At 47.1% G+C, this 25,773-nt stretch carries 23 protein-coding genes and 1 tRNA gene; 22 read left to right on the plus strand and 2 right to left on the minus strand.

Features of this window, described 5'->3' with window-relative positions:
• The 13 genes from HMPREF3093_RS05820 to HMPREF3093_RS05880 all read left to right on the plus strand — a co-directional run.
• Nucleotides 1-1,351 (plus strand): DUF1542 domain-containing protein (locus HMPREF3093_RS05820; protein WP_143227669.1); only part of this gene is annotated, 1,351 nt, incomplete at its 5' end.
• 194 nt (nt 1,352-1,545) lie between these two features.
• A complete protein-coding gene (locus HMPREF3093_RS05825) occupies nt 1,546-2,181 on the plus strand; it encodes a hypothetical protein (RefSeq protein WP_070756108.1) in 636 nt (211 codons plus the stop codon).
• Nucleotides 2,182-2,257: 76 nt separating this feature from the next.
• A complete protein-coding gene (locus HMPREF3093_RS05830; protein WP_070756109.1) occupies nt 2,258-2,923 on the plus strand; it encodes a CpXC domain-containing protein in 666 nt (221 codons plus the stop codon).
• A gap of 74 nt (nt 2,924-2,997) precedes the next feature.
• Nucleotides 2,998-3,627 (plus strand): PepSY domain-containing protein, encoded by a 630-nt coding sequence (locus HMPREF3093_RS05835; protein ID WP_070756110.1) that lies wholly within the window; start codon nt 2,998-3,000, stop codon nt 3,625-3,627.
• Between the two features lie 245 nt (nt 3,628-3,872).
• Entirely contained in the window at nt 3,873-8,069 is a 4,197-nt protein-coding gene (locus tag HMPREF3093_RS05840; RefSeq protein ID WP_070756111.1) for a ZmpA/ZmpB/ZmpC family metallo-endopeptidase, read from the plus strand.
• 174 nt (nt 8,070-8,243) lie between these two features.
• Nucleotides 8,244-8,507, plus strand: a complete 264-nt coding sequence (locus HMPREF3093_RS05845) for a type II toxin-antitoxin system Phd/YefM family antitoxin (RefSeq protein ID WP_070756112.1) — start codon at nt 8,244-8,246, stop codon at nt 8,505-8,507.
• Nucleotides 8,508-8,766: 259 nt separating this feature from the next.
• On the plus strand, nt 8,767-10,503 hold the full coding sequence (locus HMPREF3093_RS05850) for a glycoside hydrolase family 13 protein (protein WP_070756113.1): 1,737 nt from the start codon (nt 8,767-8,769) through the stop codon (nt 10,501-10,503).
• The gene (locus tag HMPREF3093_RS05855; RefSeq protein WP_070756114.1) at nt 10,503-11,798 is read left to right on the plus strand and encodes an alpha-amylase family glycosyl hydrolase; all 1,296 of its coding nucleotides are present in this window, start codon (nt 10,503-10,505) and stop codon (nt 11,796-11,798) included. Before HMPREF3093_RS05850 ends, HMPREF3093_RS05855 begins: the two co-directional genes overlap by 1 nt.
• Before the next feature lie 234 nt (nt 11,799-12,032).
• The gene (locus HMPREF3093_RS05860; protein WP_070756115.1) at nt 12,033-13,283 is read left to right on the plus strand and encodes an extracellular solute-binding protein; all 1,251 of its coding nucleotides are present in this window, start codon (nt 12,033-12,035) and stop codon (nt 13,281-13,283) included.
• A gap of 104 nt (nt 13,284-13,387) precedes the next feature.
• Nucleotides 13,388-14,695 carry a sugar ABC transporter permease gene (locus tag HMPREF3093_RS05865; RefSeq protein ID WP_070756116.1) on the plus strand — a complete coding sequence of 436 codons (1,308 nt, stop codon included), beginning with the start codon at nt 13,388-13,390 and terminating at the stop codon, nt 14,693-14,695.
• A 2-nt stretch (nt 14,696-14,697) separates the two neighbouring features.
• Nucleotides 14,698-15,549 carry a sugar ABC transporter permease gene (locus HMPREF3093_RS05870; RefSeq protein WP_023391854.1) on the plus strand — a complete coding sequence of 284 codons (852 nt, stop codon included), beginning with the start codon at nt 14,698-14,700 and terminating at the stop codon, nt 15,547-15,549.
• A gap of 146 nt (nt 15,550-15,695) precedes the next feature.
• On the plus strand, nt 15,696-16,559 hold the full coding sequence (locus HMPREF3093_RS05875) for a hypothetical protein (RefSeq protein ID WP_070756117.1): 864 nt from the start codon (nt 15,696-15,698) through the stop codon (nt 16,557-16,559).
• Entirely contained in the window at nt 16,560-17,033 is a 474-nt protein-coding gene (locus HMPREF3093_RS05880; RefSeq protein WP_070756118.1) for a YaiI/YqxD family protein, read from the plus strand. It begins immediately after the preceding gene.
• A gap of 69 nt (nt 17,034-17,102) precedes the next feature.
• Here HMPREF3093_RS05880 and HMPREF3093_RS05885 read toward each other — a convergent pair whose 3' ends face one another.
• The gene (locus HMPREF3093_RS05885; RefSeq protein ID WP_070756119.1) at nt 17,103-17,888 is read right to left on the minus strand and encodes a DeoR/GlpR family DNA-binding transcription regulator; all 786 of its coding nucleotides are present in this window, start codon (nt 17,886-17,888) and stop codon (nt 17,103-17,105) included.
• Nucleotides 17,889-18,075: 187 nt separating this feature from the next.
• Between HMPREF3093_RS05885 and ulaG the strand changes: the two genes are divergently transcribed.
• The 9 genes from ulaG (at nt 18,076) to HMPREF3093_RS05930 (ending at nt 24,648) form a co-directional block, all read left to right on the plus strand.
• Complete coding sequence (gene ulaG / locus HMPREF3093_RS05890) at nt 18,076-19,143, plus strand: L-ascorbate 6-phosphate lactonase (RefSeq protein WP_373880578.1); 1,068 nt, start codon at nt 18,076-18,078, stop codon at nt 19,141-19,143.
• A gap of 24 nt (nt 19,144-19,167) precedes the next feature.
• Nucleotides 19,168-19,617: a PTS sugar transporter subunit IIA gene (locus HMPREF3093_RS05895; protein ID WP_023391859.1), complete on the plus strand. Its 450-nt coding sequence runs from the start codon at nt 19,168-19,170 to the stop codon at nt 19,615-19,617.
• A 1-nt stretch (nt 19,618) separates the two neighbouring features.
• Complete coding sequence (locus tag HMPREF3093_RS05900; protein WP_070756121.1) at nt 19,619-21,103, plus strand: PTS ascorbate transporter subunit IIC; 1,485 nt, start codon at nt 19,619-19,621, stop codon at nt 21,101-21,103.
• A gap of 89 nt (nt 21,104-21,192) precedes the next feature.
• Entirely contained in the window at nt 21,193-21,480 is a 288-nt protein-coding gene (locus tag HMPREF3093_RS05905; protein WP_023391861.1) for a PTS sugar transporter subunit IIB, read from the plus strand.
• An 11-nt stretch (nt 21,481-21,491) separates the two neighbouring features.
• The gene (locus HMPREF3093_RS05910; protein ID WP_070756122.1) at nt 21,492-22,130 is read left to right on the plus strand and encodes a 3-keto-L-gulonate-6-phosphate decarboxylase UlaD; all 639 of its coding nucleotides are present in this window, start codon (nt 21,492-21,494) and stop codon (nt 22,128-22,130) included.
• Between the two features lie 3 nt (nt 22,131-22,133).
• Nucleotides 22,134-22,985: an L-ribulose-5-phosphate 3-epimerase gene (locus HMPREF3093_RS05915; RefSeq protein ID WP_070756123.1), complete on the plus strand. Its 852-nt coding sequence runs from the start codon at nt 22,134-22,136 to the stop codon at nt 22,983-22,985.
• Nucleotides 22,985-23,698 (plus strand): L-ribulose-5-phosphate 4-epimerase, encoded by a 714-nt coding sequence (locus HMPREF3093_RS05920; protein ID WP_070756124.1) that lies wholly within the window; start codon nt 22,985-22,987, stop codon nt 23,696-23,698. The genes HMPREF3093_RS05915 and HMPREF3093_RS05920 overlap by 1 nt, the downstream gene beginning before the upstream one ends.
• A gap of 109 nt (nt 23,699-23,807) precedes the next feature.
• Nucleotides 23,808-24,464, plus strand: a complete 657-nt coding sequence (locus HMPREF3093_RS05925) for a hypothetical protein (RefSeq protein WP_070756125.1) — start codon at nt 23,808-23,810, stop codon at nt 24,462-24,464.
• A 112-nt stretch (nt 24,465-24,576) separates the two neighbouring features.
• Nucleotides 24,577-24,648 (plus strand) — tRNA-Arg (locus HMPREF3093_RS05930).
• 137 nt (nt 24,649-24,785) lie between these two features.
• Here HMPREF3093_RS05930 and HMPREF3093_RS05935 read toward each other — a convergent pair.
• On the minus strand, nt 24,786-25,487 hold the full coding sequence (locus HMPREF3093_RS05935) for a site-specific integrase (protein WP_306806863.1): 702 nt from the start codon (nt 25,485-25,487) through the stop codon (nt 24,786-24,788).
• Between the last annotated feature and the right edge of the window lie 286 nt (nt 25,488-25,773).

Below are 25,773 nucleotides of genomic sequence, written 5' to 3' on the forward strand. Positions count from 1 at the left end.
TGATGCTAAGACAGCAGCTAAGGCAGCCATTGATCAAGCGGTAGCTGATAAGGCTAAGGAAATCGACGCACGCACCGACTTAACGCAAGAAGAGAAGGATGCAGCTAAGGCTAAGTTAGCTGATACAGCTAACAAGGCAAAAGCAGCCATCGATGCGGCAACCACCAATGCAGAAGTAGACGCAGCGGTAGCAGCAGGCACTAAGTCCATCAAGGACCAAAGCCCAACAGCTGACGCTAAGACAGCAGCTAAGGCAGCTATCGACCAAGCAGTCGCTGATAAGGCCAAGGAAATCGACGCACGTACTGACTTAACGCAAGAAGAGAAGGACGCAGCTAAGGCTAAGTTGGCAGACGCAGCTAAGCAAGCTAAAGCAGCGATTGATGCAGCAACCACCAACGCAGAAGTAGACGCAGCTCTAGCAGCAGGTACTAAGTCTATTGCGAATCAAAGCCCAACAGCCGATGCTAAGAATGCAGCCAAAGCAGCCATCGACCAAGCAGTAGCAGACAAGGCTAAGGAAATCGATGCCCGTACCGACTTGACGCAAGAAGAGAAGGACGCAGCTAAGGCTAAGTTGGCAGACGTAGCTAACAAGGCTAAGGCAGCGATCGATGCAGCAAGCACCAATGCAGAAGTAGACGCAGCTCTAGCAGCAGGTACTAAGTCCATTGCGGACCAAAGCCCAAGCGCTGATGCTAAGACAGCAGCTAAGGCAGCCATCGATCAAGCAGTGGTAGACAAGGCCAAGGAAATCGACGCCCGTACCGACTTGACGCAAGAAGAGAAGGACGCAGCTAAGGCTAAGTTGGCAGACGCAGCTAACAAGGCTAAGGCAGCAATCGATGCTGCGACCACCAACGCTGATGTGGCTGCAGTTGTTAAGCAGGCCCAAGCTAGCCTCAAAGATTTCAGCCCAAGTTCTGACAGTAAGTCGGATAGTAAGCTAGCAATCGATCAGGCAGGCCAAGCTAAGATTGACGCCCTCAAGGCTCGTAAGGATCTGAATGACGCGGACAAGGCTAAGGCTATTGCTCAAGTCCAAGACCTAGCTCAAAAAGCTAAGGACGCGATTGACCAAGCAAGCAGTCAAGACCAAGTCAAAGCCATCTTAGACCAAGCACTAGCAGACATTGCTGCGCTTAACCCAGCGCCAAGTCAAGTGCCATGTCCAGATTGCCAAACTCAAGCGCCATGTCCAGATTGCGATGCTAAGAAACAAGGTCTCTTACCAGCGACCGGGGAAACCAGCAACCAGACCTTCTTCTCTGCAGCAGCACTTGCTGTATTAGCAGGTCTAGGTCTAGTCGCAGCTGGCAAACGCAAGGATGAAGAAGAGCAAGTGAGCTAATCTCATCAAGGCTAAGAAACCTAAAAACTGTCCTGGTGACAGCCTAACAAGAGCTTGGGATTTAATCCCAAGCTCTTGTTTTTGTCATTCATTAAAAATTCATAGTTTATTCTTGCTAAACTCCTTCCGTTTGGCGGATTTTATGATAGAATAAGAGAGTAAAGTAGTAGCATTGTCGAAAAGGGGGAAGTACGATGCGGAAGAAGCAATCAATAGCGCGTCGTGGCTGGGCCATCTTAGGCCTGCTAGCCGTATTCCTATTGGGAATGGGGCAGCCAGTCTATGCCAAACCAGACTGGTCCGAGAGTGCTCCCTATATCCATTTCGTCAATTACCACTATGTGGGCAATGGGGTAGAGGGTGGCGCCCGGGATGTCATTATGGAATATTCGCCAGATGCTAACGGGATTTTCCAAATCTCTGTCCTGGAAGGGACTAGCTCTAACTGTTATATCTACCAGATTAGACAGGACGGTCTCTACGAACTCGCGCACTTTGACACCTATAGTGATGTGGAAGACAAGCGGACCACAGACGCGGCCAAGGACGACAAGCAGGCTTTGATTCTGCCAGCGGATTTGACGGTGGGTAAGGTCTACTATACCGGCTATGATAAGTCGGTTAAGAACACAGTGGTGGCTAATCCTATGACCTATGTCATCAATGGCAAGCGCTACGAGAACACCGTCAAGGTATCGCGTGAATTGCCAAGTGGCACGATCTACCTCTACTACGCACCAAAAGCAGGCCTCATTGCAGTCGAAGATCAGGCAGGCAACCCTGAGTTTGTTCTGACTGAAACCTACGGCAATGTCGCCAATACCCGTTAAGTCAACTTCAAGATTCAGTTGCTCGCAACTGAATCTTTTGGTATATATAGGAAGTAAAAATTAAAGGAGTGACCTTATGACCCGACACCATACCTATCCCATGATTTGTCCTAACTGTAACCATACACAAGATTTCCTGGCCTATGACAGCATTAATATTAGTGCCAACCCTGAACTCAAGCCCCTAGTCATGTCGACTGATCTCTTGAGTTTCCACTGCGAGAATTGTGGCTATGACACCTTCGTCAACTATGGCTATCTCTACCATGACCCTAAGCGTGTCTTCATGGTCTACTATGAACCTCAACCTGAAAAGCATGTCCAGATTGCCCATGACTTACGGACCATTTATTTCCGCGAGGAAGGTTATGTCCAACGTAAGGCGGGCTATCGTTTCCGCATTGTGCCGGAATTGCGTGATTTGTGGGAGAAGATTTTTATTTTCGAGGCGGGCCTGGATGACCGGGTAATCGAGCTCTTGAAATACTACCTTCAGGCCACCTTCCTGGAGCAGTATCCGACTGCCCAAGTGGAGCGGGTCCAGTTCTATGTGGATGGGGAGACAGGGCAGAAGCAATTCATTCTCATGCATGAGGATGACATTGTAGCCTTTATTGCCTTTGATCGGGACCACTACGATTTGATCTTAGAGCGCTGGGGTGACCGCATGACCCAGCATGAGTCCAACCTACAACTCATGGTCAATGCCGAGTGGGTTGAGAAGTTAGTTTCGGAAGAATAATAGGTTTATAGGTTGACATTCTACAATTGTCGTGCTATCATATAGACAAGTTAAAAGTATAGGAGGTCTTTACTATGATACTGAAGAAAAAATTGACAATAGCCTTGGTGGCCCTCTCCCTAACTGCTAGCTTAGCACCGACCGTATTGGCTCAATCCTCAGACTCAAGTGCCAGCTCAACAGCGGCAACTGCTAACAGCAATGAGGCTAATAAGCCAAATGCAACGACTTATGATCAAGTAACCAAGACTGCAGAAGAATTCATCAAATTCTATCGCGATGCTCATCCTAAGCAAGATTTAACCAATGTTGAATTGAAGTTTGACGATGATTTGAGATTCTATGTGGTAGAATATGATGCAGTTGATGATAATAATGAATACGAACTTAAGATTAATGCTGCAACTAATGCCGAAGTAGCTAAGTCTGAACAAAGCTTAGTTAAGGCTAAACAAGGGGGCGTTGAGCGTCGCGAAGAAGGCCTTAACTTAGAGAAGATGAAGGACTTCAAGGACATTAAGGCAGCTGCCGAAGCGGGGGCCGATGTTAAGGACTTGAAGCTAGATCATTGGGAGTTAGACCGTGAAGGGGCTGCGACTGTATGGAGCCTGACTTACAAGAAAGGTGACATCGATGTTGAAGTCAAAGTAGATGCTCAGTCTGGTCAAGTGGTAGGTATCGATGATGATCGTTTGGATGATTAGACGCTGTCATCCGGAAGTAGCAGGGACTAAGTCCCTGCTTTTTTGTTGTGAGTGAGAGGGGTAAATTCTTTTTTATGTTGACATCATGAAAGGAAAAGAATATATGTATATACATCTTCTTGATTATTATGATAAAGTTATGTGGATATGCTAAAACTCTCATAATAAGCGCCAAAAAACCTTTGTGAATGTGAGTAGTTTCTGATATACTGAAACTACATTAAAATAGAACGATAGGTGAAGTAATGAAGCAAATTCAATACGAAAAAAGGCAACGTTTTTCTTTGCGAAAATATGCCATAGGGACTTGTTCCGTATTAATAGGAGCGAGTTTATTTTTTGTAGGACTAGGTTCTCAGCCAGTAGCAGCTGCAGAAGCTAACATTAAAGAAATAAGTAACCACTATGTCGATGAGCAGGATTTAAGCCATATGCTTAAGACAGAATTACAGTGGTTCGAAGAAAACAAGGTTCAGATAAAAGAGGGAAAAGAATACTACTTTGTCTATCGAAAGCTTGCTAACAAATTGCCAGAAACAGGGTCTCTGTCCAATGATAGCATGCTCTTTTTGGGTGCCAGTTTCTTGCTAGTGTCTTTAACTTTAATCAAGAAGAAAAAGAAAACAGCCTACTTCCTTGTGACGGTTTTCGCTTTGGGGGCTGGGGGAGCAAGTATCCAGGCTTTAGAGCATATTATTGAATTGCAAGCAGCTCAGATTAAAAGGGTAGAGGGTGATTTTTTACCTAGTCCGGAAAAAATTCAAGGCTATGAATTTACCGGCTATTATTTTGAGAGAGAGGCTGCAAAGGCCTATTCTAGTAATACCTTAGTCTCTCCAGTTTTTGCCCAGGATGTTCAAAATGCGGAAGTTCCGTCTAGAGATAGCAAGCCTGACTTAGAGCTTCCACTAGTTCCACCGACAGTTCAAGAAGTCCCAACTGGAGACACAGGAGCCCAGGCAAGCCAACCAACGGCTCAAGAAACTCCTGCCGCAGATACAGGAGCCCAGCCAAGCCAACCGTCGGTTCAAGAAACTCCAGCCGCAGATACAGGAGTTCAGCCAAGTCAACCGCCGGTTCAAGAAGTCCCATCTGGAGACACAGGAGCTCAGCCAAGCCAACCGCCGGTTCAAGAAACTCCAGCCACAGATACAGGAGTTCAGCCAAGTCAACCGCCGGTTCAAGAAATCCCATCTGGAGACACAGGAGTTCAGCCAAGCCAACCGCCGGTTCAAGAAGCTCCGGCCGGAGACACAGGAGTTCCAGCAACGCCACCGACCAATCAATCCACTCCAACTGGAGACACAGGGGCGCAAGCAAGTCCTCCAAGCAATGAAGGGCAAGTAGGCCAAGCAGTAGTTCAACCAGAGCCTCCAGCCTTTGAAGGCGGGGTAGCGGGTGAGCCCGAGATTCAAGAGGAACTTCCTGTCTATCAAGTAGCCACGCCAATTCCGCAGCCTAGAGTCGAAACTAGAAGGCTTGCTTATGAGACCATTTATCAAGCCAATGACAGCTTGGAACGGGGTATCAGCAGGGTAAAAGTTCAAGGCCAAGAAGGGCAAGAGCAAGTGACGACTACTTACAGTCTTGATCAAGCCACTGGTAGTATGAGTGAGACTAGGACCGTCAATGTCCTAGTCAATAAAGTTGATCAGCTAGTTGAAGTAGGGACTAAGCCGACTGTTGAACGCACTCCACTCCCAGCCAAAACAATCTATCAAGCCGATTCGAGTTTGGCCTTTGGGCAAAAGGTATTAGCGCAAGCTGGCCATGATGGGGAACTAGTCACTACTACAAGTTATCAAGTAGATGGGACGACTGGTCAGGTGACGGCAGATAGTCCAAGTAGACAAGTAAGTCCAGCCCTTAACAAGGTGATGAAAGTTGGTAACATTGAAAAAGTAGTCCAAGCCATTCCGATTGCTGAAGAAAGAAGAAACGATCCATCACTAGCTAAAAATACGGAGAAAGTAGAATTTGCCGGTCAAGCTGGGGAAGAGACAGTAATCAGAAGCTATGCTGTCAATGAAGCAACAGGTGACTTGCTCAATCCTCAAGAAAGCCGTCAAATCACTAAGCAAATGCAACCAAGAGTTATTTTAGTGGGCACCCAGGAGGATAGACCTCATTTGCTTCCAGCAAATCCTAGCTTAGAAAATGCGGTAGACGTGTCAGCCCTAGCTGAAAGTCTCAAATCACTGGATTTCTTAAATAGCCCTGTGATCCAAGCACAGTTAGAGCCGCACTATGATCCGCGCGATATTGCCTTGCGTAAAATTTTACTCAAGAAAACACGGCCTAATATTAGCGACCAAGAAGTCAAAGACTTGCTCCGTCCAGAGTATCTGCAAAAACTGTCGCTTCAAGAGGCTTTTGATCAGACTAAGGCCCAGGCAGAGGCTAGCTTCAAGAAGATTGCCGCTCATACCTTAGGTATTCTAGGCGATACAAGCGAGAATAGACGCAAGGTTAAGCAGGACTTGGAAGCCAATAAAGAGCAGATTCTATTAGGGCTTGCCTACATTCAACGTTTTTATAATATTCAATTTGGCGAAACCAATATTCGAGATATTCTGGCCTTTAATCCAAGTTCATTCACTAATAAAAAAGTGACAGCTTTAGATAGCTTGAAGAAATTAGGCTCCATGTCTTATGAAGAGATGAAGTTGACCAATAGTCCTCAGACCTATAAGAAGTACCTAGCGGATCTTACAGGTAAGGCCAGTCTAAAAGAATTTTTCGATAGCAACCGCCAGCTCTTTACATCCGATGATGCCGAGACTTGGCTTAAGAAAGCAAGTAAAGCCATGATTGTGGCCACACCATCCAAGGAAAATCCTGCTGCCCCTGTTGGACTTTATCGTAAGTTAACAGAAGGGGAGCCAGATCCTCGCAAACAAGATGCCAATATGGCGGCCATTTTGGGGCTCTTGAATCTGACCGAGCCAAGTGTCTATGTGATAAGCAACATGGCCACCATTAGCTATGGGAATGTAGGCACCTATCTGGATGCCTCACTTGCCCAGTCTAACCCAAGCCAATACAAGGCAGAAGTTGCTAGGGTCAAGGCCTTAATTGACAAGGCCGCCCAACAGCAGGCTAACTATGTAGATACTCTCTATCGGATCACCAAGCCAGAAAATCGTGATAAGTTAGTAAGCAATCGCTTGATTATTGATACGATGAAGCAATATTCAAGTAGGCAAGATGCTCAGATTGAGACCACTTGGTCGCCAGCTTTTGGTAGCAGTGCTGATAGGGGTGTTGCCCAATTTATGACGCCTATGAATTACTATTCTCCGGTAAGTAAAGTGGGGGCTGAGGCTAATGGTTTAGGCGTACGTTATTTCATTGATCGAGTATTAGACGATCGGGGCTCTGCCACATACTCTCATGAAATGACCCACTTATTGGATTGGACCGTCTTATTCAATAATCAGGGGCGTCGTGATGGGACAGGGGCAGAATTCTATGCCCGTGGGATGTTTGAAAATTCCTATACACCAGAATCAGACACCTACTTGAACTTGAATTTTGTCTATGATCAGAGTGACAAAGACGGCTTTTATAATAAGAAGCCTGACAGATTCCAATCACCAGAAGACTTGAAGACCTACATGCAAAGAAGTTTTGATGTCCTCTACACGCTCGATTACCTAGAGGCGGAGGCAAGTAAAGATATGTCTCCACAAGATAAGATCAAATACTTCAAAAAGATTATTCCGGTCGGTACAAAGGGTTCTAGAACCTGGGTAGACTACCGCAATGCGTCAGTAAAACCAAGTCATATGAGTGAAGAGATTCAAGCGCTTAGCTTGGAAGAGGCTAATCAACTATCCAATATCGATAGCTTGATTGACCACCATATCCTAGTCAATCGTTACATTATTGCTGGATTTAGAGATAGAGGCCTGATCGAGGCCAATGGCTACTATACGATTGATATGTTTGACACCATTTATGGCGTTAGCCAGAATGATTCGGGTATGAGCGGTGATATTAGCTTCAGAAAACAGGCCTTTGAATTGATGGCTGCCTTAGGCTACTATGAAGGTTTTGTCCCTTATGTATCCAATCAATACAAGCAGGCAGCTGAAGCTGAGGGTAGACCTTTATCTGATACTTATATCTTCAATAAGATTTTAAAGGGCAAGACCTATGCTGATTTCAAAAAGGATCAGATTAAGGAAAGAGTCGCTAAACTTGGCCAATTGAAACCTGTGACCATCCAATATGAGGGTCAGGAGATAGCCTTGACTAGTCAGAAAGTCAGTGACTTTATGAAGAAGGCTGTTCTGCAAGAACTAGAGCAGATAAAGGCAGGCCACACCAAGGCGCTAAAATATGACTTTATCGAAAGCCCTGTTCAAAAGCTGAAAAAAGCCATCTATAAGGCTTACCTCAAAGCGACAGATGATTTTAGCTCTTCAATTTACAAATAGTTGATGGACAAAATCAAAACTAATCAACCCTCTCTGCTCATTGCAGCAGAGAGGGTTTTCTGATGAAGTCATGAGGAAGTAGGGATATGCCTGGATTTTAGTTTAAATCAGCGGGAGAAAGAGATTGCGATAAAGTGTTTATTATGATAAAATTAGGATAAAGGAGTGATAGATATGATTAATATTCGACCAGTATCTGATTTACGTAATAAGTATCCTGAAATCGAAGCGATCGTACAAGAATCTCAGGCTCCAGTCTACTTGACTAAGAATGGGTATGGTTCTATGGTCGTCATGAGTATCGAACACTATGCTAGTTTAACTGAGTCAGTAGAATCAGCTCTTGATATGGCTGATCAAATGGCTGCCCAAACGGATACCCGACTAGAACATGATCAAGTCTTTTCGGACATAAGAAAGCGGATCGATGGAAAATAAGACTTATCGCATACAATATCTTAAACGAGATATCAAGCATTTGCTATAAATAGACTAGTTAATTAACCCGCCTCCAAGGAGAGGCGGGTCTTTGTATGTTTAATAATAGTGAATAGGAAATTAAGTATGCCTCAGTAGTCAATCCTACAGTCTAAAATCCCCCCTTAGGACTAGCTCGACTTGATACCGGTAACCGCTTTCCTTGTTCTTGTAATCGAACCTCAATTCTGCTAGCATGAGAGTGACAAGGAGTGACTTTATGGAATTAAGCAGTATTTATCATCGTCCTGAGTCGGAGTTTGCCTATCTCTACGACCAGGAACAGATTCACCTGCGTTTGCGCAGCAAAAGAGGCGACCTAAGCAAGGTGCGAGTGGTCTTTCAGGATCCCTTCCTAACCGATCAGGAAGAGGCCCAAATGACTCGAGTGGCTCAGACTTCGATCATTGATTTCTGGCAGGTCCAAGTGACGGTGCCTTACCGTCGTCTTATGTATTACTTTGTCTTGGAGGACAGTCAGGGTCAGACCATGGTCTACGGCGATGATGGCTTCCATGAATCGGAGTCTGATCAGGATATTAACTTTGATTCTTTCTTCCGCTTGGCTTATCTGCATGAGAGCGAGCGGGCTAAGGTGCCGGAATGGGTCAAGTCTACTGTCTGGTATCAAATTTTCCCGGAACGCTTCAAGAATGGCCGACCTGAACTCAGTCCTGAGCAGACCCAGCCTTGGGATGCTAAGATTAGGCCGACCTCTGAGGATTTCTTCGGCGGTGACTTAGAGGGCATTATTCAGGAGCTAGATTATCTGGCAGACTTGGGCATTAGGGGGCTCTATCTCTGTCCTATCTTTGAGGCGCCGACCAACCACAAGTATGACACCATCGACTATCTCAGCGTGGACCCGCATTTTGGCGATAAGGAAACCTTCAAACGCCTGGTCCAAGGCTGCCATGCCCGTGGCATTCGGGTCATGTTAGACGCTGTCTTCAACCATATCGGGGCCCACTCCAAGCAATGGCAGGATGTCAGGGAGCTAGGGGCGGATTCTCCTTACACAGACTGGTTCCACATCCACAAGTATCCAGTGGTGGATCCCCTGACGCCTAAGGAGGTTCACCGGGCCCAGGGCTTGAGCTATGAGATGTTTGCCTTTGAAGGACGTATGCCTAAGCTCAACACCCAGAATCCAGAAGTCCAGCGTTACCTCTTAGATATTGCCAGCTACTGGATTCGCGAATTCGACATTGACGGTTGGCGTCTGGATGTGGCCAATGAAATTGACCATGACTTCTGGCGGGCCTTCGCCCAGCAAGTTCGAAGCATCAAGCCGGACCTCTATATCCTGGGTGAAATCTGGCATAACTCCCAACCTTGGTTGGCGGGCGACCAATTTGATGCGGTTATGAACTACTTGGGCACCACCCAGACTACCCGATATTTCCTAGAGCATCGTGGGTCTTCCCAGAAATTAGTGGACGCGGTCTTGAGCCAGCAAATGCTCTACCGTCGTCAGCACAATGAGGTCATGTTCAATCTCTTGGATTCCCATGACACCTGGCGGATTCTCAGCCTAGCCAAGGGTAATAAGGACCGGGTCAAGGCGGCCCTGGCCTTCAACTTCTTGCAGTTGGGCAGTCCCTGCCTCTACTACGGCACCGAGTATGGCTTAGATGGCGACCACGATCCAGGCTGCCGCAAGGTCATGCCATGGGATCCGGCTCAGCAGGACCAAGACATGCATGCCTTTGTTAAGGCCCTGATTGCCTTACGTCACCGCTACAATGACTGGATTATTCAAGGACAAATTGACTATGAGGCCTTGGACAATGGGATCAAGATTAGCCTGACCCACCAGGGCTCACGTTTGGTGGCCTATTTCAACCATGAGGGAAATGTAAAATTCGACCAGCCGGCTAAGCTCTGTCTGGCTAATGGTTACTATGACAACTGTCTGGGACCTGATGGTCTCATCATCTATGAGGAGGAAGTATAATGGCACTTGATACAGCTTATGATTTACGTCGCAGCGTTATTTACTGCGTCTATGTTCGCAACTTCAGCCAGGAAGGGACCTTTGCAGGGGTGATTCCCCAACTTGACCGGCTTAAGGCCCTAGGTGTGGACTATATTTGGCTGCTACCTATTCATCCGCTGGGGGTGGATAAGCGCAAGGGCAAGCTAGGCTCGCCTTATGCCATTCAAGACTATCGAGCAGTCAACCCTGAGTATGGGACTCTGACTGACTTCGAGGCCCTCTGCCAAGCCATCCATGAGCGGGGCATGAAGGTCATGATTGACGTGGTCTATAACCACACATCACCTGACTCTGTCTTGGTCAAGACTCATCCCGAATGGTTTTACTATAAGCCTGATGGCAAGCGGGGCAACCGGGTAGGAGAGTGGACCGACATTGTGGACTTGGACTACCAGGACCGGGGTCTCTGGGACTACCAAATTGAAAGCCTGAAATACTGGGCCCATTACGTGGACGGCTACCGGTGTGATGTGGCCTCCATGGTACCCGTTGACTTTTGGCGGGAAGCCCGCCAGGCGGTGGCTCAAGTCAAGGAGGACTTCCTTTGGTTGGCAGAGTCCGTCCATGCAGAATTTGTTAAGGCCCTGCGCCAGGAAGGGGTAGAGGCGGCTAGCGACAGCCAACTCTATGAGGTCTTTGACCTGACTTATGATTATGATATTTGGACGGCCTATGAGCGATATGTCCGCGGGGAAATTCCGCTGGACTGGTATCTGGAGCGTCTGTCCCTACAGGACATGATTTATCCTGACAACTATGTTAAGTTGCGTAACCTGGAGAATCATGACCAGCCACGCTTTGCTAGCGTCATGCCAGAGGGCGCTTCGCTGCGCCACTGGTTGACCTTTAGCTTGATGCAGCGGGGGACTAGCCTGATCTATAACGGTCAGGAAATTGGCGCCAGCCATCTGCCTAATCTCTTTGATCGGGATCCCATTGACTGGCAAGGAGGGCAGGAAGACTTAAGCGACTGCCTAAGTCGCCTGATTGAAATCAAGAAGTCGGCCCTGCCAGTCCAAGGGGCTTATGACTTATCAGGAGACAGTGACTTAGACTTAGTGCAAATCGCCTACAAGCGTCCGGGATCCCAAGACCTAGCCTTGTTAGCGGCGGTATCGCTCAAGGGCAAGTCAGGCAAGCTAGCCGTGGCCCTGCCAGACGGGGACTATGTCAATGCCTTGACTTCAAGTCCTGTGACCGTCAAGGAGGGTAAGCTGACGGTGGATCAGGATCCAATTGTGATTATCTTATAATAGGAAAGAGCCTAGCGAGGTTGGACTTGCTTGGCTCTTTATTTACTAGAATTAAGGCATCAAATTAGCCATAAACTAGGAGCCTTTACAAGCTAAGACTGGTCATATTTTCATGATATAAGTTGTTATCGGTAACACCGAAATTTAACTTGAAAGCCGTTTCGTTTTATTGCATAATAAACTTGTAACGTTTGACGAAAGCGTCAACATACTATCTTTAAGGAGGATTTCGTAATGAAATTTAACTGGAAAAAACTTGCAATCGGGACCATGTCTGCAGCTATGGCTTTAGCAGCATTCCCATTCGGCGCAGTGAAAGTTGCGACTGCCCAAGAAGCTAAATTGGTGATCTCTGGTGGGGGCTTAACTGACTACCTCAAAGCAAACATCAAAGACTTCGAAGAGAAAAACAACGTGAAGGTTGAAATCTCTGACAACACTGACATGTTCGGTATGTTAGATGCTTTAGCTTTAGACGGCCCTGCTGGGAACGGTGCAGACGTTTATGTCGCACCTAACGACCGTGTAGGTGCTTTAGCAAAAGCTGGTCACTTATCAGAAGTGAAATTATTAGACGACGCTAAGTACGATGACAAAGACAAACAAGGTGTATCCATCGACGGTAAAGTATACGGTGCGCCAGCTGTTATCGAAACCATCATCATGTACTACAACAAAGACTTATTGAAAGAAGCTCCAAAATCTTTCGATGACTTAATGGCTTTATCTAAAGACGACAAGTACAAGTTCGCAGGTGAAGAAGGTAAGAACGTTGCCTTCCTCGGTCAATTGACTAACTTCTACTTCAGCTACGGTATCTTAGCTGGTTACGGCGGTTATGTATTTGGCCAAAACGGTACAGATCCTAAAGACATCGGTTTGAACAACGACAAGTCTGTTGAAGCCATCAACTACATCAGCGACTGGTACAAGAATGTATGGCCAAAAGGGATGTTAGACGTTAAGTCTTCTTACGACTTCATGAAACAATCCTTCATCGAAGGTAAGACTGCTGCTATCATCACTGGTCCTTGGGAAGCTAAAGCTTTGAAAGATGCTAAAGTTAACTTAGGTGCTGCTAAATTACCTTCATTACCTGGCGGTAACGAGTACAAACCATTTGCCGGCGGTAAAGCATGGGTTATCTCAGAATACTCAGAAAACAAAGAATTGGCTCAAAAATTCTTAGACTGGGCATCTTCTGAAGAACAACAAAACAAATTGTACAAAGGCTTCGGCGAAGTTCCTGCTAACCACGTTGCACGTGAAGCAGCAGCTAAAGACAGTAACGAAATTACCAAAGCGGTAATCGATACCTTCGCTAACGCAGTTCCAATGCCAAACATCCCACAAATGGCTGAAGTATGGCCGGGTGCTGAAAACTTAATCTTCGACGCAGCTTCAGGTAACAAGTCTGCTAAAGAAGCAGCTGACGCAGCGGTAGAATTGATCAAACAAGCGATCGAACAAAAACACGGCGAATAAGCTGATAACTAACCACTCAAGCTGAATGATCTGGTAGCCTTCGGCTACCAGGTCTTTTTGCAAGAGGAGAGCAACTATTAGTATATTGAAATGGAGGTATTATTATGGCAGACACGGTTGCACCGCGTCAAGATGAGCGTAAAGCCATGAGCCTGTCTCTGATTCCAGGTCTGGGACAATTCTATAATGGCCAAACCCTCAAAGGGATTATTTTCCTGGCTTTGACTGCACTCTTTATCTTTGAAATGTTTACCTTCGGTTATGACGCCCTCGTAGGCTTTGTGACCTTGGGTTCCGTTCCTAAGCAAGACCACTCCCTCTTCCTCTTAATTCGTGGGAGCTTGCAAATCATCATTACCATTATCTTCTTGGCCTTCTATGGGGCTAACATCTTAGACGCACGTTCCATCGCTCGTAAAATCAACAAGGGCGAGAAAATCTCTAAGACCTTGAAGGAAATGATTCACAACATCTATGCGGATGGTTTCCCTTATCTCTTAATTATTCCATCTTATATCTTTATGGCCTTTGCCATTGTCTTCCCAGTATTGGTGACGGTATGTACAGCCTTTATTAACTATGACTTCAAACACACGCCGCCTGCTAAACTCTTAGACTGGGTAGGGATTGAGAACTTCTGGAACATCTTCAACCTCTCAACCTTCCGTGATGCCTTCATGGCGGTCTTCAACTGGACCCTGATTTGGACCATCTGTGCGACCACCTTACAAATCGTGATTGGGGTATTCACTGCCATTGTGGCTCACCAACCCTTTATCAAGGGTAAACGTATCTTCGGGGTTATCTTCCTCTTGCCTTGGGCGGTACCAGCCTTCATCACGATCATGACCTTCTCTAACATGTTCAATGACTCCATCGGGGCCATTAACACGCAGGTTATTCCATTCTTGAACCACTTGATTCCATTTGTGGATCTGCCAACCTTGGCTTGGAAGACCGATCCAAACTGGACTAAGGTAGCCATCATCATGATTCAAGCTTGGTTAGGTTTCCCATATGTCTATGTCATGACCACTTCTATCCTACAATCTATTCCTGAAACCCTCTATGAGGCAGCGAAAATTGATGGGGCAGGGGCTGTCAAACGCTTCACCGCCATTACCTTACCGGTTATCTTGTCGGTGGCAGCACCAATCTTCATGACCCAATACACCTTCAACTTCAACAACTTCACCATGATCTACCTCTTCAACGATGGGGGTCCGGGTTCTGTTGGGGGCGGTGCCGGGTCAACCGACATCTTGATTTCTTGGATCTATAAGATTACCACCGGCCAATCACCACAATTCTCCATTGCCGCGGCCTTGACCTTGATCATCTCCTTGATCATCATCTCGGTATCCTTATTCGTCTTCAAGAAGACCAACGCCTTTAACATTGAGGAGGCCTAATCATGAAAAATTTGACTAAATCAGCGAAATTTTCCCGTTATGTAGGCCAATTTCTGACCTACTTCTACATGGTTGTCCTCTCTATCATCATCATTTACCCGCTCTTAATCACCGTGAGTTCGGCCTTTAAGGCAGGGAACGTGACCGCCTTCTCCCTAGACTTGGGGATGCAATGGTCCTTGGACAACTTCACCCGTCTCTTCAACGAGACCAAGTACCTATCTTGGTACCGTAACACCTTGTTCGTCGCGACGACTACCATGGTGGTACAAGTCTTCGTTGTCACCTTGGCAGGTTATGCTTACAGCCGTTACAACTTCATGGGCCGTAAGAAATCCTTGCTCTTCTTCTTAATCGTGCAAATGGTGCCAACCATGGCTGCCTTGACTGCCTTCTACGTTATGGCCGTCTTGCTCAACGCCCTCAACCAATTCTGGTTCCTCTCTCTGATCTATATCGGGGGTGGGATTCCAATGAATACCTGGTTGATGAAGGGTTACTTCGATACCGTACCTTACGACTTGGATGAATCTGCTAACCTTGACGGGGCAGGTCACTTCCGGATCTTCTGGCAAATCGTCTTGCCATTGGTTCGCCCAATGATCGCCGTGCAAGCCCTCTGGGCCTTCATGGGACCATTCGGGGACTACCTCTTGGCTAAGTTCTTGCTGCGTAAGGAAGAGTCTTATACTGTCGCAGCCGGTCTGCAAACTCTGATTGCGGACCAACGTAACCAACGGGTTGCGCTCTTCGCAGCCGGTGCTATCTTAATCGCCGTGCCAATCTCAGCCCTCTTCTTCATGTTACAGAAGAACTTCGTGACCGGTTTGGTCAACGGGGGGACCAAGGGCTAACATTAGCACTTTACGGGGCAGGAAGCTTTTCCTGTCCTTTTTGTTTAGAGGGGGAATTCTTCCCTCATGACCTCTCGGCCTGGTTTTCCAGCGGGTGCCTTTATGGTATACTAGAGAGGTAGAATTCAATGAAAGTAGGAACCCGGATGTCCACAAAAGCATTTCCCCTTAATTACTTTGCCGCCATGGCAGGGCCAGTGTCGGCCTTCAAGGAGCGGCAACCCCTCAAACTCAGACAGACCCTAGCTGTGATTCTCTTGATTATTAGCGTCATGATTCTGCCCATTGCGGTTAAAATTGGCCAGCTCAAGATTGTCAGCCTAGATCAATTTGCTTCTCAGTCTATGGCCCTGCTAGACGACCAAGTAGCGGAGCAACTGTCTCATTATGCGACAGGTCCCCAAGGTCAGCTGGTCATGCCTAGCCAAGACATCAGTCTGCGTGACGATGACCAAGGCCGTGTCCTACTCCTGGCTCAAGATGATAGCCAGCAGCTAGAAGCTAGCCTGGCAGGCAAGGCGGGGGTAGCCTTCACACCTGAACGTTTCGTGGTCACGGCGGCAGGCAATCGCTTCTTGTCCCAGCCTTATGACCCAGAAGCTGACTTTAGACCGGCTACTAGCGCCGACAGTCTCAACCGGCTCCTATCTGGCCAGTGGTTCCAAAATAATCGCCTAGCCATTATTCTGACCATCTTCATTAATTCCTGGCTTTTGCTAGCGGTCAGCTTCCTAATCATGCTCTTTGGTGTGGCGGGCTTCCTGTCCTTTATGAAATTCACGGATATCTTCTCCATTAAGTCTTATGGCCAGGCCTTCCGGGTCTGCCTCAACTGCTTCGGTTGGCCAACCTTGGTGGCCGTCCTGGTAGGCTTTGTGACGGGCAACCCGGCCCATGTCCTCACTGGATTGGGCATTGCCTTTATGGCCATGATTATGTGGGTTTACTGGACGACGCATTTCCAAGATGCCTATGTAGAAGCCAAATTGGCGGCCCAGGAGGATAAGTAGATGCGGATTCTGCTGGATGGGGACGCCTGTCCTGTTAAGGCCGAGGCTATTAGCCTAGCCGCCAAATGGGGTTTGCCTGTCATTATCGTGGCCTCCTATAACCATGTCAGCAAGACCGACTATCCGGCCCATGTCCAGACGGTTTATGTGGAGCGGGGCGCCGACCAGGCCGACTATAAGATTGTGGCCTTGGTCCAAGCAGGTGATATTGTGGTCACCCAGGATTATGGTCTGGCGACCATTCTCCTTAACAAGGCCATTGTCTTACATCACATGGGCTGGCGCTACCGGCCAGAAGCCATGGACCAGCTCCTGACCCAACGCTATATGGGTCAGGTCAGCCGGCGCAAGACGGGACGCTACGGAGGCAAGGGGCCTAAGCCCTTTAGTCGCCAGGACCGGGAGCGTTTCTCAGCTTGCCTAGAAACCATCATTAGACAAGAAATAAGACAAGAAAAGGGAGCCAGCCTGTGAGCTAGCTCCCTTTTGTTATAGAAAAAATCAAGCCCCACTTGCTTAAGACTGGCAAGTGGGGCTTGGGCTTTAGATGGCTTCGTCAATTTGGATGACGGTCACGCCGGCCTCTTCGATTTCCTTGAGGAGGGTAGGGTCGCCATAGGTGTCGGTAATGAGGATGTCAATCTTTTGAATGCCGGCTACCTGGAAATTGGAGGTAACACCAATCTTGCGGTAGTCAGCTACCACGATGACCAGGCCGTGGGAGTTCTGAACCATGAGTTGGTTGACCTTGGACTCGCGGAAGTCGCCAGTGGTAATGCCAACCTGGGCGTTAATGCCGGAGCAGCCCATAATGCAGATATTGGCATTGATATGGCGCAGGGAGTCAGCCGCCAGTTCGCCAACCAGGGCCGCTTTAGGAAAATGAATCTCCCCCCCTGACAGGATAATGGTCGAACTTGGGTGCATTTCCTGTTCGCTCATGCGCAGGTTGTTGGTGACAACCGTGACAGGCGTCTCCTTGACATAGTCCATGACATGCATGGCGGTGGTGGAAGTGTTCATATAAATGGTCATCTTTTCTTCTATATAAGTAGCGGCTTTTTCGGCGATAGCCTGTTTGATTTGTTCGATATGGGGGTTTTGGGTGTCGCCTTCGAAAAAGGGCACCTCATTGAGGATGGCATAACCATGGTGGCGTTCGATAATGCCCATCTTAGCCAGCAGGTTCAAATCGCGCCGCACCGTCATAGTAGACACCTTGGCCAGTTGGGCTAGGATTTCGACGGTTAGACTCTTGCTGGGTGATTGGTTGAGGGCCTGAATCATCAAATCACGCCGTTGACGAACATCTTGGACGGAACGTTTCATGGTGGACACTTCTTTCTGGTAATCTATAAAGACATTTTACCACAAAACAAGCATAAAACAAACATCAAACATACTAAAAGCACATTAAATGTTAAATCGAACATAAAATTAGCTTGTAAGCGGTGTCTGGTTGCGTTATCATAGATATGTAAACATCGATAGACACAAGTTAATGGAGGTAATAATGATGAGAACAATCCAAGATGTAACAAAGGATACCTGGTTGCGCGAGACCTTCCCAGAGTGGGGAACTTGGCTCAACGAAGAAATTCGTGACAAACAAGTAGAGCCAAATTCTTTCGCTATGTGGTGGTTAGGCTGTACCGGGATTTGGATCAAATCCGATCAAGGCACTAACATCCTTTGCGATCTCTGGACCGGTACAGGTAAACGCAGTCACGGGGCCGGCAACATGAAGAAGGGCCACCAAATGATGCGTATGTCTGGGGTAGAAAAACTCCAACCAAACTTACGTAACCAACCATTCGTCCTGGATCCATTCGAAATCGAAGGCGTGGACGCTTTAGTGGTCACTCACATCCACTCAGATCACTTAGACATTAATACGGCAGCGGCTGTGGCTAAGAACTGCCCAGAGGCTAAATTCGTGGGGCCTAAAGCCGTGGTCGATACTTGGCTCAAATGGGGTGTCCCAGCAGAACGTACCGTGGTAGTGCGTCCTAACGAATCCGTTAAGATTAAGGACATCGAAGTCGTGGCTTTAGAAGCCTTCGACCGGACCGCCTTAGTGACTTGGGATGGTGACCCTGAATATGAACTCAAGGGTAAAATGCCACAAGACATGGACCAAATCGCCGTCAACTACCTCTTCAAAACTTCAGGTGGTAACATCTACCATGCCGGCGACTCTCACTTCTCTAACATGTTCGCTAAACACGGTAACGAACACAAGATTGATGTCTGCTTAGGGGCCTTCGGTGAAAACCCTCGTGGGATTACTGACAAGATGACCTCTGTTGATATCTTGCGTATGGCTGAGTGCTTGAATGCCCGCGTAGTCATCCCAGTTCACCACGATATCTGGACTAACTTCATGGCGGACACCGATGAAATCTTAGCCCTCTGGAACATGAAGAAAGATCGCTTGCAATATGACTTCCAACCATTTATCTGGCAAGTAGGGGGGCAATACAACTACCCACAAGACTTGAACAAGTTAGAATTTAACTTCTACCGTGGCTTCGACGATGCCTTCAGCAAGGAAAACGACGTGCCATTCCCATCCTTCTTATAAGACTGAGCTAGAGGAGACTGACTAATGTTAAGAGAAATTATTGACGGCAATCGTTTCAGCTTCCAAGCTGGATACGATTCTTGGGAAGATGCCATTCGCGCTGCCTGTGAGCCCTTAGTGGCTCAGGGCGTGATTGAGCCAGAATATCCAGGTTACATCATTGCTAATGTCCACGAATTTGGACCTTACATCGTGATTGCGCCGGACATCTGCATTCCCCATGCTCAAGAGGGAAGAGGGGTGAATGAAACCGCCGTTGCCTTTATGAACACAGACAAGCCAGTTGACTTCGGTCCTGGCGCTGATTTCCAACCTCGCCTTTTCTTCGTCTTGGCATCTACAGACAATGACAAGCACTTGGAAAACCTCTCTGAACTCGTGACCTTGCTCGATTCAGAAGAAGTGGTGGAGGCCTTTGTTAAGGCCCGCAGCAAGGAAGACTTACAATCTATTTTAGAGGGATTAGGTGAATAATATGGAATTTTTATTCGGTTTCTGGCAATTTTTCTATGCCAACATCTTTACCAAGCCTGAATACTTTGTCGGGCTGATTGTCTTAGTTGGTTATTTACTCTTGGGCCGCAAATGGTATGATGCCCTAGCTGGTTTCATCAAAGCCGTGGTCGGTTATATGATCTTGAACGTGGCAGCCGGCGGTTTGGTTTCAAACTTCCGTCCAATCTTGGTCGCTTTGGCTGACCGTTTCCAATTACAAGCAGCCGTTATCGACCCTTACTTCGGGCAAGCTGCGGCTGAAGCAGCCTTGAAAGAAGCAGGTCACGCCACTGGTTTGACCGTGCAAGTGCTCTTAGTAGCCTTCTTGGCTAACTTAGCCTTGGTCATCTTCCGTCGTTTTACCAAGGTGCGTACCGTCTTCATTACCGGTCACATCATGGTCCAACAATCTGCAACGGCTACCTGGCTCTTAGCTTTGGCTTTGGGCAATGACGTCAACCAATTACAATTTGTGGTGGTTTTAGGGATTGTCCTTGGGGTTTACTGGGCAGTGGCTTCTAACCTTACGGTTGAAGCAACTCAAGAACTCACTGAAGGTGGCGGCTTCGCTATCGGTCACCAACAAATGTTTGGTATTTGGTTAACTGACAAGTTAGCGCCAAAACTCTCTGGTAAGAATGACCGTAAGATTGAAGATTTGGAATTGCCTGGTTTCTTATCTATCTTCAAGGAATCTATCGTGGCAACTTCTATCTTGATGATTGTCTTCTTCGGTGCCATCCTCTTAATCTTAGGTAAAGACTACTTAGTCAGCGTCAATGGGCAAGAAATTCTCAAGCTCAAGATGACCACTCTCAAGGAAACAGACGACTTCTTCTTCTACATCATGAAGGTTGCCTTGACCTTCACCGTTTACATCCAAGTATTGCAACTTGGGGTGCGCATGTTCGTGGCTGAATTGTCTGAAGCCTTCCAAGGGATCTCTAACAAACTCTTGCCAGGTTCTATGCCAGCGGTTGACTGTGCGGCTGTCTACGGTTTTGGTTCACCAAACGCCGTGACCATCGGTTTCCTCTTCGGGGTATTAGGTCAATTAGTGGCCATCATCGGTTTGATTGTCTTCAAGAGCCCTGTCTTCATCATCACTGGGTTCGTACCTGTCTTCTTCGACAACGCGACCTTCGCTGTCTATGCTAACCACAAGGGTGGCTTGCGTGCCGCTTCTATCTTAACCTTCGCTTCTGGGGTCATCCAAGTATTGGGTGGGGCCTTGGCAGCAGGTGCCTTCGGCTTAGCTAAATACGGCGGTTGGCACGGTAACTTCGACTGGGACACTGTCTGGGTTGGGTTCGGTTTCTTAATGCAAAACTTACACTATGTAGGTTTGGGCGTCGTATTGGTGATCCTCTTGGCAATTCCTCAATTGCAATACCTCAAGAACAAGGAACACTACTTCACTATTGCAGAAGATTACGAAGCCTATTTAGAAGCAAAAGAAGCTTAATCGTAGTATAATAAAAACGTGGATGGCTTGACTGCGCTTACACCGGTCAAGCCATACCAATTTAAGAATGAAAAAGGAGCGAATAAAAAATGAAAGTATTAGCAGCATGTGGTTCAGGGATGGGTTCAAGCCAAATTATTAAAATGAAGATTACCAATGTCTTCCGCAAAATCGGAGTGCCTTTGGAAATCCACCACTGTGCGATCGCCGAAGCTAAATCCTTGGCTAAGGGCTATGATGTGGTTATCTGCTCCAAAGCCTTAATCGATGTCTTCGATGGCTTAGACTTACCAAACACTAAAGTCATTGGCTTACAAAACCTCTTATCTGAAAAAGAAATCACTGAGAAATTAGCTGAAAACGGCATTGGTGCCTAAGGAGGTTAAGCATGGGAATTCCTAATTTACAAGTTGCCTTAGACCATTCTAATCGTCCTGATGCCGTAGCGGCTGCCGTATCGGTTGGCCATGAAGTCGACATTATCGAAGCAGGGACCGTGCTCTTACTGGAAGTAGGGGGCGAAGTGGTTCAAACCCTGCGCAACATCTTCCCTGACAAAATCATCGTCGCTGACACCAAGTGTGCCGATGCGGGTGGGACTGTGGCTAAGAACGTGGCTAAGTACGGAGCTGACTGGATGACCTGTATCTGTAGCGCCACCATTCCAACCATGAAGGCCGCAGCCAAAGAAGTTAAGGAAATCCAAGTCGAACTATATGGTGACTGGACTTATGAGCAGGCTCAACAGTGGTTAGACGCTGGTATCAGCCAAGCCATCTACCACCAAAGCCGTGACGCCCTCCTAGCAGGTGAAACCTGGGGTGAGCGCGACCTAAGCAAGGTTAAGAAATTAATCGAAATGGGCTTCCGTGTCTCTGTAACGGGTGGCCTCAACGTGGACACCTTGGAACTCTTCCGTGGCGTCGATGTCTACACCTTCATTGCCGGTCGTGGCATTACGGAAGCAGCAGATCCTGCTGCTGCAGCCCGCGAGTTCAAGGACAAGATCCGCGAGATCTGGGGTTAGGCTATGACAACATTTGGTATTTATGAGAAGGCCCTACCTAAGGGAATTTCCTGGCAGGAGCGGCTAGAGTTAGCGGCCTCCTTGGGCTTCGACTTCGTTGAAATGTCCATTGACGAGACCGACGAGCGTCTGGCCCGCCTGCAATGGACCGATCAAGAGATTGAAGCCGTCAACCAAGCTCAACGCTCAACAGGTGTTCGCATCTATTCCATCTGCTTATCCGGTCATCGCCGCTATCCATTTGGGTCGGCTGATCCCGCTAAGCGCCAAAAGGCCTTGGAAATGATGCAGGAATGTGTGGACTTAGCGGTTAAGTTAGGCGTCCGCAACATCCAATTGGCCGGCTATGATGTCTACTATGAAGACAAGACCGTGCTCTCGCGTGAGCTCTTTATCCAGAACCTAGACAAGGCGGTTAAGATGGCGGCTGCTAAACAAGTCATGCTGTCCATTGAGATTATGGATGATCCCTTCATTAACTCTCTGTCTAAATTCATGGAAATCAAGCAACAAATCAAGTCACCATGGCTGCAAGCCTATCCTGACTTGGGTAACTTGTCTGCTTGGCCAGAAAACAATCCAGGTTACGAACTAGAGAAGGGGATTGACCACATTGTGGCTGTCCATGTTAAGGACACCAAGAATGTGACGCCAGACTTCCCAGGCCAATTCAAGTGTGTGCCATGGGGTGAGGGTGATGTCGACTTCTTAGGCTGCCTTAAGACCCTTAAGCGCTTAGGTTATGAAGGGACCTTCCTCTTCGAAATGTGGAGTGAGACCGACGACCAGCCAGCAGAACGTATCAAGGAAGCACAGGCCTTCCTAAAACCAATCTTTGAGGAGGCAGGATATTAATGAATCGTGAAGAAATCATTGCCAAAATGAAAGAACGCGTCTTCAATGCCAACTTACAATTGCCTGAATGGGGTTTGGTCCAATTAACTTGGGGTAATGCCTCTGAAGTTAACCGCGACTTAGGCGTTATTGTCATCAAGCCAAGTGGTGTTGACTACAAGCAGATGACGCCTGACCAAATGGTGGTGACCGACTTAGACGGTAAGCCACTGGAGGCTGATGGCTATCGCCCATCATCTGACCTGCCAACCCATGTGGTGCTGTATAAGGCCTTTCCTGGCGTCAATGCCGTGGTCCACACCCACAGTAAGTATGCGGTTTGTTGGGCTCAAGCAGGGCGTGATTTGCCTTGCTACGGGACGACACATGCGGATACCTTCTATGGGCCAGTGCCATTAACCCGGCATTTGACTGAGACAGAAGTGGCGGAAGCCTACGAAGTCAATACTGGGGTAGTCATCGCGGACACCTTCAAGGAACGCAACTTGGATCCATTGGCAGTTCCAGGCGTCTTGGTTCAAGGACATGGACCTTTCACTTGGGGGCCAAGTATTCAAAAGGCCATCGAGAACAGCTTGGTATTGGATGAAGTCTGCCATATGGCCCTGGAAACAGAAGACATTAACCCAGACATTCAACCTCTACCACAATATGTGCTAGACAAACATTATTTCCGTAAACACGGAGCCAATGCCTACTACGGACAAAAATAAGCAAAACAAGGCTAGGGCGGGGGCCCTAGCCTTTTGTATGAATCTCATCTTGTATTATGATTCTCAATAAGATATAATTAAATTATCAATATGTAAAGGTGGTCATTGAATGAAAAAAGTTCTTCTATCTGCAGCTTTTGCCTTAAGCTTAGTTGGCGCCCTAGCTCCAACCGTCTTGGTAACAGCAGAAAGTTCATCAAGTTCCTCCAGCGCTTCTAGCGAGGCTGCTTCCTCTAGCTCAGAAGAATCTTCCAGCAAGAAAAAATCTCATTCAGAAGCAGACAAGGCTAACTGGGGTAAACGCAGCACACCAGTCCCTTTAGGCCAAGAAAAGGAAGTTCAATATAAAGACTATATTGGAGGTAAAAAGGTTGATGTAAAGGCTAAGCTTTCCGTCTTAGAAGTTCTCAAGGGCAAAGAAGCGGAAGCTAAACTATTAGAGTTTGAAAGCTATAACAAAGAAGCCATCAAAAAATTGGACAGTAATTATGAGTTAAACTTGATTAAACTCAAATTTGTTTATGAAAAGGGCGACGAAGATGAGCCTTTAAAAACGCCTTACCGACCAAAAGTATTTGATGCCAAGGGTAAGGAAGTTAAGGTGGATTTCTATGCCGATGTTCCAAACGAGAAGAAGTTCTCCGATATTGAACTCTATCCAGGTAGTGACCATGAAGGGTATGTGGTAGTAGCTGTTCCTAAAGGTGGCGACTATTCAATTTCCTATGACTTGGATAAGCCTGTTTTCTTCAGTACGACCAAGTAATAAGATGATTCAGTCCGGATGAGGTCATGCCTCGTCCGGGCTCTTCTTATGCCAAAATTCATGGGAAAGACCTTGCCAAAAAACACCTTCTGTGGTAAGATAATCAAGTACTGTCGCCGTAGTGTAAAGGATATCACACAAGATTCCGGTTCTTGTAATGGGGGTTCGATTCCCTCCGGCGATGTATTTTCTTGATTATAGGCGCTTATAGGTAATTAAAAACACCGATAAATCGATATTCTTGATTATAGGTGCTTATAGGTAATTAAAATTCTGTGCACACTTTGTGCACACTGAGTGTACACAAAAGCTCCGCTAACCTTAATGGCTGGCGGAGCTTTTTTGTATTTCCAGAAGGTGGATGACTTTGTCATCAGACTTGGCTTTAAGTTCATCCAAGACGTGTCCATAGACACGCCGTATCATAGTTGTATCAGCATGACCTACACGCTCTGAGACGTACTGCTCATAGACGTCATTGTTAAGCAGGTAGCTAATATGCGTGTGCCTGAATGCGTGAGTGGTGATGCGTGGTACCCCGGCACGTTCACAGTGACGAGTTAGCACCTTATTAACCATAGACCAACTGATAGGCTTAAAGGAGTTCCTGTTGACGAATATAAATCCATCCTCATTCTTGTTAGATGTCCTGCACAAGCTTGGCCGGTCATCCACAATCTCAGCTAGGTATGAGCAGGTTACTTTATCGACTTTGACTTGGCGAACACTGGACTCCGTCTTAGTGGCCTTGGCCTTATGGGTGAGGACATAGTCATAGGATTGCCTAATCGATATGACCTGATTGGCAATGTCGATATCGTCAAAGGTAAGACCCAGAATCTCACCAATCCGCATACCGGTCGCATTGGCCAGTATCAAGATGTAGTTGACCGTATTATCGATCGTGGTAGTCTCCAATACCTGGTGCATCAACTTAATCATATCAGCCTCAGACAGGTATTTAACCTTCTTCTCAGACTGTTTGCCAACTACTTTAGCAGAATAGGTAGGGTCTTTCTGAATGACCCCATTTCTAAAGGCATAGTCAAAGCAAGCCTTAAGGTGATGGTGAAACTTACAAACCGGTTGTTCAAGGTATTTCGGTTATTGACACGAATGAGAAAGTCAAAGCCTTGTTAAATAACAAATTATTTTTAAAGGGATTGTCGATTATCCGAGCGTTTCCACTCGGAATCATGTTGGCTCCAGGGGCCGGTGTCGTTAGTTTCGTTGCTAGAGTTAAGGAAAAGCCAGAAATATCTGTGACGAGTACCGATGGAAACCTTATTTCCCGATTTTCAACTTCCCG

It is taken from the genome of Abiotrophia sp. HMSC24B09 (assembly GCF_001815865.1).
GTDB lineage: Bacteria > Bacillota > Bacilli > Lactobacillales > Aerococcaceae > Abiotrophia.